Source organism: Mycobacterium sp. NGS51, assembly GCF_059812525.1.
The window spans coordinates 56,952-65,986 of the sequence record NZ_JCALCV010000026.1 but is presented as its reverse complement, the minus strand read 5'-3'; the positions used below and the strand labels follow the sequence as shown (position 1 = coordinate 65,986).

At 64.2% G+C, this 9,035-nt stretch carries 9 protein-coding genes; all 9 read left to right on the top strand.

Features of this window, described 5'->3' with window-relative positions; genetic code table 11:
• Positions 1-2,530, top strand: a 2,530-nt coding sequence (locus AC5Y5W_RS23600; protein WP_500013477.1) for a non-ribosomal peptide synthetase, incomplete at its 5' end; no start/stop codon positions are given.
• Between the two features lie 50 nt (positions 2,531-2,580).
• On the top strand, positions 2,581-3,468 hold the full coding sequence (locus tag AC5Y5W_RS23595) for an SAM-dependent methyltransferase (protein ID WP_500013476.1): 888 nt from the start codon (positions 2,581-2,583) through the stop codon (positions 3,466-3,468).
• 61 nt (positions 3,469-3,529) lie between these two features.
• Positions 3,530-3,967, top strand: a complete 438-nt coding sequence (locus AC5Y5W_RS23590) for a nitroreductase family deazaflavin-dependent oxidoreductase (RefSeq protein WP_500013474.1) — start codon at positions 3,530-3,532, stop codon at positions 3,965-3,967.
• A 43-nt stretch (positions 3,968-4,010) separates the two neighbouring features.
• Complete coding sequence (ilvA, locus tag AC5Y5W_RS23585) at positions 4,011-5,300, top strand: threonine ammonia-lyase (protein ID WP_500013472.1); 1,290 nt, start codon at positions 4,011-4,013, stop codon at positions 5,298-5,300.
• 48 nt (positions 5,301-5,348) lie between these two features.
• The gene (locus AC5Y5W_RS23580) at positions 5,349-5,558 is read left to right on the top strand and encodes a type II toxin-antitoxin system VapB family antitoxin (protein ID WP_500013470.1); all 210 of its coding nucleotides are present in this window, start codon (positions 5,349-5,351) and stop codon (positions 5,556-5,558) included.
• Positions 5,558-5,962, top strand: coding sequence for a type II toxin-antitoxin system VapC family toxin (gene vapC, locus AC5Y5W_RS23575; RefSeq protein WP_500013468.1), 405 nt, complete (start codon positions 5,558-5,560; stop codon positions 5,960-5,962). Before AC5Y5W_RS23580 ends, vapC begins: the two co-directional genes overlap by 1 nt.
• Positions 5,963-6,111: 149 nt before the next feature.
• Positions 6,112-7,473: a threonine/serine exporter family protein gene (locus AC5Y5W_RS23570; protein ID WP_500013466.1), complete on the top strand. Its 1,362-nt coding sequence runs from the start codon at positions 6,112-6,114 to the stop codon at positions 7,471-7,473.
• Between the two features lie 16 nt (positions 7,474-7,489).
• Entirely contained in the window at positions 7,490-8,515 is a 1,026-nt protein-coding gene (locus tag AC5Y5W_RS23565) for an aminotransferase class V-fold PLP-dependent enzyme (protein WP_500013464.1), read from the top strand.
• A gap of 72 nt (positions 8,516-8,587) precedes the next feature.
• Positions 8,588-9,025 (top strand): ester cyclase, encoded by a 438-nt coding sequence (locus tag AC5Y5W_RS23560; protein ID WP_500013462.1) that lies wholly within the window; start codon positions 8,588-8,590, stop codon positions 9,023-9,025.
• The last annotated feature ends 10 nt before the right edge of the window (positions 9,026-9,035 follow it).

The window sequence follows — 9,035 nt, the reverse complement described above, 5'->3', positions numbered from 1 at the left end:
CGCGCTGGGTAACCGGGCAGTTTTGACCCGCCCGGAGTTGCCGGCAGTGTCCGTTTTGGTGTTGTGGAGCGCGCAGGCCGCCCGCACACCGGATGCGGTGGCGATCAGCGGTGAGGGGCGGTCGCTGACTTATCGCGAGCTGGATGAGGCATCAAATCGATTGGCACACTTGCTGGCCGGTCGTGGGGTAGGGCCGGGTGAGTGTGTGGGGCTGCTGTCTTCGCGGTCGGTAGAAGCGATCGTGGCGATGCTGGCAGTGCTCAAAGCTGGGGCGGCCTATCTGCCGATTGATCCGCAGTATCCACGGGCGCGGATGGAATTTCTGCTCGCTGATGCTGCAGCGGTGGCGGTGGTTACCACCGCGGATTTGGTCGGACAGCTAGCCGGGTTTGACGTGTTGGTCGTCGATGTCGATGATCCCGCCGTTGACAGCCAACCGAGCACGGCGCTACCGGTGCCGAGTCCCGAGGATATCGCCTACCTGATCTACACCTCGGGCACCACCGGGGTGCCTAAAGGGGTGGCCATCACCCATCACAACCTCACCCATTTGGTGGAGTCATTGCCCACTGATGTGCCCCGGGCCTCGGTGTGGACGCAGTGTCATTCCTATGTCTTTGACTTTTCGGTAGGGGAGATTTGGGCTGCGCTGCTGGGCGGTGGGCGGCTGGTGATCGTGCCAGAGTCGGTTGTCGGATCACCAGATGCGTTCCACGACTTGCTAATTGAAGAGAAGGTCAGTGTGCTGACCCAGACTCCGTCGGCGGCGGCGATGCTCTCACCGGAGGGTTTGGGGGCGGTGGCGCTGCTGGCGGGCGGTGAGCCGTGTCCAGCCGAGTTGGTCCAGCGCTGGGCGCCCGAGCGGGTGATGGTCAACGCCTACGGCCCCACCGAGACCACGGTGTACGCGGCGATGAGTGCCCCGCTGGTCGCGGGGTCGGGTGCGGTGCCGATCGGCGCGCCGATGCCGGGGGCGGCGTTGTTTGTGCTCGACGGGTGGTTGCGGCCGGTGCCGACCGGGGTGATCGGTGAGTTGTACGTGGCCGGCCGCGGTGTGGGCGTGGGATATGTGCGCCGCGCGGCATTGACCGCATCGCGGTTTGTCGCCTGCCCGTTCGGGGCGCCCGGACAACGGATGTATCGCACCGGGGACCTGGTGTGTTGGGGCCCCGATGGACAACTGCGCTATCTCGGGCGCGCGGACGAGCAGGTCAAAATCCGCGGGTACCGCATCGAGCTCGGCGAGATCCAAACGGCGCTGGCGGGTTTGGCCGGTGTGGAACATGCGGTGGTGATCGCACGCGAAGACCGTCCGGGCACCAAGCGTCTCGTCGGTTACATCACCGGAACCGCCGATCCGTCCACGGTGCGCACCGCGCTGGCTGAGCGACTGCCCGCGTATATGGTCCCGGCCGCAGTCATCGGCTTGGACGCGTTGCCGTTGACGGTCAACGGCAAACTCGACACCCGCGCCCTGCCGGCACCGGAGTATCGGGATGGTGGTGATTACCGGGCACCAGCCAGTGCGATCGAGGAGATCCTGGCCGGCATCTATGCCCAGATCCTCGGGCTGGAGCGGGTCGGCGTCGACGACTCCTTCTTCGACTTAGGTGGGGATTCACTCTCGGCGATGCGCCTGATCGCCGCGATCAACACCAGCCTGGACGTCGCCCTTGCCGTGCGCACGGTGTTCGAAGCGCCTTCCGTTGCAAGCTTGAGTCTGCGGCTGGGCGAACCTGACAGCTCGGTAGAAGTAATCCCTGTAGAGGTCCTCAGCGAGGGCACCGGTGTTGCGCTGTGCTGTATCCATGACGGTTTCGGGCTTAGTTGGTCGTATCGGACCCTGGGCACCTATTTGGATTGCCCCATCATTGGCATCAACCAAATGCTGCAAACTAACGAACCTGAATCTGCATCGATTCGTAGCCTGGCGGCAAGCTATGCTGACCGACTCCAAGCCGTTTATTCGACCGGGCCTTACAAGCTTCTCGGCTGGTCTTTTGGGGGCGTGGTAGCACACGAGCTCGCTGTTGAGCTCCGTCGGCGCGGGTGTGTAGTCGAACGACTCATACTGTTAGATCCTTCGCGGAACGACACCAACACCGCGAAAATCAAAGCTGCAGACGAGAATCAAGTTCTGGAACAGATCTTGCGAACGAACGGTATTGACATTCCCCTACATTCGGGTCCGCTTACCTACCGGCAGGCCGAGCAACTGATTCAGCAGCAAGGAGAAGCAGTGCAGGCTGCTCTTCCGTCCAAGCAGCTCTTGGAATTCATGCTGAAGAGCGTTAACGCTAATCAGCTGTATCTCCTGGAACACGTACCGGATGTTTTTGATGGGGATGTGACCATATTCTCTGCTGGACGAAGTGCGACCGGCCGGGATCTACCCTTGCTACAAAGTTGGCGCCCGTATGTCGCCGGCGAAATCACAGAGCACTCGGTCGACTGTGGACATCACGACATGCTGAGCGCCGAATCGCTGAGTCTGTATGGCGCACAACTCAAGCTCTTACTAGATCAATAATTGCGCGATTCCTTGCTGTTGATCGGACAGCATCGACCGAAAGGCAGAGGATGAAACGGCGGGCCCTCAAGGCGCGGACGGCCGATGCGCCGATGCTATTTCCCGCGCTGGAAATGCACTACCCCACCGGGCAGCGGGTTAGCGAAGATGAGTTCGCGATCCGGATGCTGTCGCCGGGATTCCGGATGGCGGTACACGCGATGGCGTGGCAGCCATTGCGCGGCCTGATGGCTCGGTCAGTGGACAAACAGATGCCGGGCTTCTGGGGTGGCGTGGTCGCGCGCAAGCGATACGCCGACGATGAGGTTGCGGACGCACTGTCCGCAGGGATCAAGCAGTTCGTGATCCTGGGCGCAGGATTCGACACGCGCGCGTTTCGCCTGATTGCGCGTGCCGGCGCCGCCGCATTCGAAGTTGACCTGCCGGAGAACACGGCGCGCAAGAAAGCGCTACTCGAGCGACTGCTCGGCGGGGTGCCTGCCTCAATCGAGTTGGTTGCGGTCAATCTAGAAACCGGGGATCTCGAGAATTCTCTTGTAACACATGGTTTTCGGTGTGAACAGCCGACAATGTATGTCATCGAAGCGGTCACGCCCTATCTGTCGCACGATGCGATAGCCCGACTTTTCACGGTACTGGCCAAGGCGCCCGCGTCGAGCCGGCTCGTCTTCACCTACATTTTGCGCGAATTCCTCGAGGGCAAACAGCTTTACGGTTGGGACAAGGCCTACCAGCGATGGGTCGTGAAGGAAGGGATCTACCAATTCGGTCTTTCCCCGGCGGGGGTCGGCGACTTTCTGCGGCAGTACGGCTGGACCGAACGCGAACAAGTCGGTTCGGCGGAATACCGCGCGCGGTATTTTGAGCCCGCCGGTCGGAACCTGACCGGCATCGACGTCGAAAGGTTCGTCGCGGCGCAGAAGGCTGCTGTCGGCTGAACGAATGCCGTGCGTATGCGGTTGGCTGACGACCGGCTTCGACCCCTCTAAGCTGGTCGGCATGCCCCTTTCAGGTGAATATGCACCCAGCCCGCTCGATTGGTCCCGGGAACAAGCCGACAAGTATGCGGCGTCGGGCGGCACCGAAGCCACCGAGATGCAGGGAAAGCCCATCATCCTGCTCACCACAGTCGGCGCAAAAACGGGCAAGCTTCGCAAAACTCCGCTGATGCGCGTCGAACACGACGGCGAGTACGCGATCGTCGCCTCGCTGGGCGGCGCCCCGAAGCACCCCGTGTGGTACCACAACGTCAAGAAAAACCCGCGCGTCGAGTTGCAAGACGGCGCAGCGACCGCCGACTACCAGGCACGCGAGGTGTTCGGCGACGAAAAGGCCATCTGGTGGGAGCGCGCCGTCGAGGCCTGGCCCGACTACGCCAAGTACCAGACCAAGACCGACCGGCAAATTCCGGTGTTTGTCCTCACCCCGGTGGATTGAGCCGACGCGCGCGCCAGAAACAACCGCATGGCACCATTGATCGGTGTCCGCCGAACCGGCCGAGAGGCCCAGCGCCCAGAATTGCCCGCTGCTATCAGCAGCGGACATCGAGGCGGCGGCACATCGGATCGCCGGCGTAGTCACGCCGACGCCGCTGCAGTTCAGCGACCGGTTATCGGCGGCAACCGGCGCCACGGTCTATCTCAAGCGTGAAGACCAGCAGGCGGTTCGTTCCTATAAGCTGCGCGGCGCCTACAACCTGTTGGTGCAACTGCCCGAGGAGGAGACCGCCGCGGGTGTGGTGTGTTCGTCGGCGGGCAACCACGCGCAGGGTTTCGCGTTCGCCTGCCGCGCCCTTGGCATCCACGGTCGCGTCTATGTGCCGGCCAAGACGCCCAAGCAAAAGCTTGACCGCATCCGCTACCACGGCGGGCACTTCATCGAGCTGATCGTTGGCGGATCGACCTACGACCTGGCGGCCGCAGCCGCCCTGAACGACGTGGCGCGCACTGGGGCGACGCTCGTCCCGCCCTATGACGACCTGCGGACGATGGCCGGCCAGGGGACGATCGCGGTCGAATTGCTCGGCCAGCTCGACCGTGAGCCAGACCTGGTGGTGGTCCCGGTCGGCGGGGGCGGATGCATCGCCGGCATCACCAGCTACCTGGCGGAGCGGACGACCAACACCTCGGTCCTGGGTGTCGAACCGGCGGGTGCGGCGGCGATGATGGCCGCGCTGGCCGCCGGCGAGCCGGTCACGCTCGACGATGTGGACCAGTTCGTCGACGGCGCCGCGGTGAATCGGGCCGGCACACTGACCTACACCGCGCTGGCCGCCGCCGGCGACATGGTGTCGATCACCGCAGTCGACGAGGGCGCGGTCTGCACCGCCATGCTGGACCTCTACCAGAACGAGGGCATCATCGCCGAACCGGCCGGCGCGCTCTCGGTGGCTGGCCTGCTGGAAGCCGACGTCGAACCGGATGCGACGGTGGTGTGCCTGATCTCGGGCGGCAACAACGACATCTCCCGCTACGGGGAGGTGTTGGAGCGTTCGCTGGTTCATCTCGGGCTCAAGCACTATTTCCTGGTCAACTTCCCGCAGGAGCCCGGCGCGCTGCGCCGATTCCTCGACACCGTGCTCGGGGCCGACGACGACATCACGCTGTTCGAGTACGTCAAGCGCAACAACCGCGAAACCGGTGAGGCGCTGGTCGGCATCGAGCTGGGATCGGCGGCCAACTTCGACGGTCTGCTGACCCGAATGCGCGCCACCGACATCCACTTCGAATGCCTCGAGCCTGGGTCACCGGCCTACCGCTATTTGCTGTAGTGACGTGCGTCTGCCACGCGGGGTTCTCGGCATGTGTATGGTTGGTGTATGTCGCGCACCAATATCGACATCAATGATGAACTCGCGGCAGAGGTCATGCGCAGGTTCGGGCTTTCGACCAAGAAAGCAGCCGTTGACCTGGCTTTGCGGCGCCTGGTTGGTGTTCCGTTGAGCCGTGACTTCTTGCTGGGCCTTGAAGGTATCGGCTGGCACGGCGATCTCGACGACATGCGAAGCGAACAGCCCGACGAACTTTGATGCTCCTCATCGACACTTCCGCTTGGATCGAATATTTCCGCGCGACCGGATCCACCGCGGCAATCGAAGTACGCCGGCTTCTGTCCGACGATCCCGAGCGGATCGCCATGTGCGAGCCCGTGGCCATGGAGATCTTGTGCGGAGCCCTCGACGAAAACACGTACACCAGGCTCGAACAACTGGTGAACGGCTTGCCGTCGCTGCGGGTAGACAACGCTGTCGACTTTCGCGCGGCGGCCGGAATTTATCGCGCTGCGCGTCGGAGGGGTCACACGGTTCGAAGCGTCAATGACTGCCTTATTGCGGCGGTGGCGATCCGGCACGGCGCGCGGGTGGTGCACCGCGATGAAGACTTCGACGTCATCGCGGGCCTGACCGGCCTGCAGGCCACATCACTTCGCTGAGTAGATTTTTCCTCCGCAAGGTGGGAACCCAGATCCGGAGCTTCGATGGCAGTGGTACGACCCGACGGAGGAGGGCAATGACGCCGGCAGTCTCAACAGCAGAGCACGCAGACCCCCGCACGGCAGAAAGTGAGAGGAATAGTCCCGCCATGAATGCGGCCGGGGTCCGAAGGATTCTGGATATCGCGCTGCGTTTCGGCCAGCTGCTGCTCGGCTCCCAAGCGGGAACGGCGGACGTCACCTCCACCATCGTCGCGGTCGCCACTGCCTACGGTCTCCCGCAGACACAGGTCGACATCACCGCGAACTCGATCACCGTCTCGGTCCCCCGCGGTGTGCCGGGCGCGCCGGTCACCGCGATGTACCTGGTGCAGTCGCGCTCGCTGGACTATACCCGACTACAGCTGACCACCGACCTGGCCCAGCAGGTCGTCGACACCACGCCGGAGCCCGAGTGGGTGCAGCGGCAGCTGGACACCTTGAAACGTGCCGAACATCCCTACCCACGCTGGGTAGCCACCGTCGGCTGGTCGGTAATGGCCGCCGGCTTCTCCGTACTGATCGGCGCCGGGCCCCTGGTGGCCGTGATCTCGGCGGTGACCACTGGGCTGATCGACCGGGTCGGTCGCGTTCTCAACGGCTGGCAGCTGCCATTCCTGTTCCAACAGGTGGTTGCTGCCGCGGTGGCCACCGGCGTCGCCATCGGACTTTCCGCCGCGGGTTGGTTGCCCGACGACACCCCGGTGTCGCCGGTGGTGGCGGCCAACATTGTGGTGCTGCTGTCGGGGCTGGCCACCGTCGGCTCAGTGCAAGACGCCATCACCGGCTACCAGCTCACTGCGGTTTCTCGAGGAATGGACATCCTGCTTTCGTCGGCAGGCATCCTGGTCGGTGTCTCCATCGCGGTGCGCATCGGTCGGGCGCTCGGTGTCGACGTCCTATTAAGCCCGGACATGCCGACGGTTGCTGCCCTCAGCGTCCCGGTGTACATGCTGGCGGGGGCGATCGGAGCTGCCGCGGCGGCGATCGCCGGCTATGCGTCAATGCGGGCGGCGCTGGCGGCAGGCATCGCCGGGGCGACCGCGACGCTGCTGTTCTTTGGGCTGCAACTCATCGATATCAACAACATCGCGAGCTCGTTCGTAGCCGCTGCAGCCACTGGGCTGGTCGGCACCCTGCTCGCGCCCCGGCTACGGGCCACCCCACTGGTAATCATCATGGCGGGCATCGTGCCGCTGGTTCCCGGGCTGACCCTGTACCGGGGCTTCGTCCAATTGGTCAACGGGCAGCCGGCCGCTGCGGGAACTCTGGAAATGGCCGCAGGACTGGCGCTGGCGCTGGGCGCGGGCGCGGTGCTGGGGCCGCTGCTCGCGCCCTCCGTCCGGCGCGAACTCGGTCGCTACCGCCATCGCGGTCGGGCAGGTTCGAGGCGCCAGGTGCTCAGCCGGTACCGCATGCCGCAGCTTGCCGGCATCCGGTACATCGGGCGCAGATCAGGCTCACGCGCGTAGCTGCGAAAGTAGCGGAGTGACACGTGACGCGTTCGGTGCCGAGTTCGTCGGCGCCGACGGCTTTCTGGACACGCCCACGTTTGGGTTACCGCCGCGGTTTGTGGCCTCGGAGTTGCGCGACTGCCTGCGGTCGTGGGAGCAGGGCCGGTTGCAGGTCGACGCCTTCGACCAGCCGATGTCTGCCAGCCGATCGGCATACGCCGCGCTGATCGGGGTCGACGAACACCGGGTTGCGATGAGTAGCAGCGTCTCGTCGGCCGTCGGTCTGGTGGCCGCGTCAATACCCGATGGCAGTCGAGCGGCGACGTTGCGCGGTGAATTCACCAGTGTCACCTTCCCTTTCGCCGCTCAAGCGGGACGCGGTGTCACAGTCACCGAGCTGCCGCGCGGGCAACTCGAGGACGCCGCCGGTGATTTCGATATCGTGGCCGCCAGCTTGGTCCAGTCGGCGGACGGCGCTGTTCTGGATGTCGCGACGCTGCGTCGGAGCGTCGCCGAATCCGGTACGACAACGGTGCTCGATGTCACGCAGGCCCTCGGGTGGAAAAGCGTCGAATTATCGTGGGTTGATGTCACGGTTGCGGCGAGCTACAAGTGGCTACTGGGCCCGCGGGGGGTGGCATGGATGTCGCTGAGCGAGCGGATGTCCGCCTCGTTGGTGCCACACGTGGCCAATCCCTTTGCCAGCGGCGACTTGTGGTCCTCGCTGTATGGGTTGCCGATGCAATTGGCAAGTGATGCCCGACAGTTCGATTCATCGCCCGTGTGGTTCAGCGTCCTGGGCGCTGGGCTCTCGCTGCCGTGGATCGCGTCACTGGACCGGGCTGCGGTGGAGGCACACACGGTCAAACTGGCGAATCAGCTTCGCGCCGAACTCGGATTGGCGCCCGCCGACTCGGCGATCGTGTCGATTCCTGCAGCGCATCCTGATTCGCTGCAAAAAGCAGGGATCAGGGCATCGGTGCGCGACGGCGCGGTGCGTGTTGGGTTTCATTTGTACAACACCGAGGCGGATCTCGGCCGGCTCCTCGGCGCGCTTTAGCGTCAGCGGTATGCATATGGTCGGGAGTGTGCATCCGGAAGTGCTGCAGCGGCCCAGGGAGGGGATCTCAGCATGATCACCAGCGCAGGCGGCGGTGGTAGTGGCCAACCGCTCACCTCCGTGCGTCATCTCGTGGAACGCTTCTACCACGTGTTGTGGAACAAATGGGACGACGCGGCCGTCGACGACACTCTGGCGCCCGGGGTGATGTTCCGGGGATCACTCGGACAGCGAACACACGGTTGCGACGGGTGGCGCGACTACCGAGACCAGCTGCGTTGCGGCGCACCGGATTTCCACAACGAGATCGTGGAGCTCATCACCGACGACCGGCGAGCTGCCGCTCGTTTGAAGTATACCGGCACGCATCGCGGATGGTTGCTCGGCCTGCCCCCAACCGGTCGTTTCTTCACCTACACAGGTGCGGCCTTCTTCATCACTGCCGACGGTTTCATCACCGATATCTGGGTCATCGGCGACCTCGACGAGCTTCGCCGACAACTCATTTGAACGCCGCCGG

Excerpts from the sequence above, each read along its gene's own strand:
- AC5Y5W_RS23580 (WP_500013470.1), top strand. The coding sequence starts at position 5,349 with ATGTCGCGCACCAATATCGACATCAATGATGAACTCGCGGCAGAGGTC.
- vapC (WP_500013468.1), top strand. The coding sequence starts at position 5,558 with ATGCTCCTCATCGACACTTCCGCTTGGATCGAATATTTCCGCGCGACC.
- AC5Y5W_RS23560 (WP_500013462.1), top strand. The coding sequence starts at position 8,588 with ATGATCACCAGCGCAGGCGGCGGTGGTAGTGGCCAACCGCTCACCTCC.
- AC5Y5W_RS23590 (WP_500013474.1), top strand. The coding sequence starts at position 3,530 with ATGCCCCTTTCAGGTGAATATGCACCCAGCCCGCTCGATTGGTCCCGG.
- AC5Y5W_RS23595 (WP_500013476.1), top strand. The coding sequence starts at position 2,581 with ATGAAACGGCGGGCCCTCAAGGCGCGGACGGCCGATGCGCCGATGCTA.
- AC5Y5W_RS23570 (WP_500013466.1), top strand. The coding sequence starts at position 6,112 with ATGAATGCGGCCGGGGTCCGAAGGATTCTGGATATCGCGCTGCGTTTC.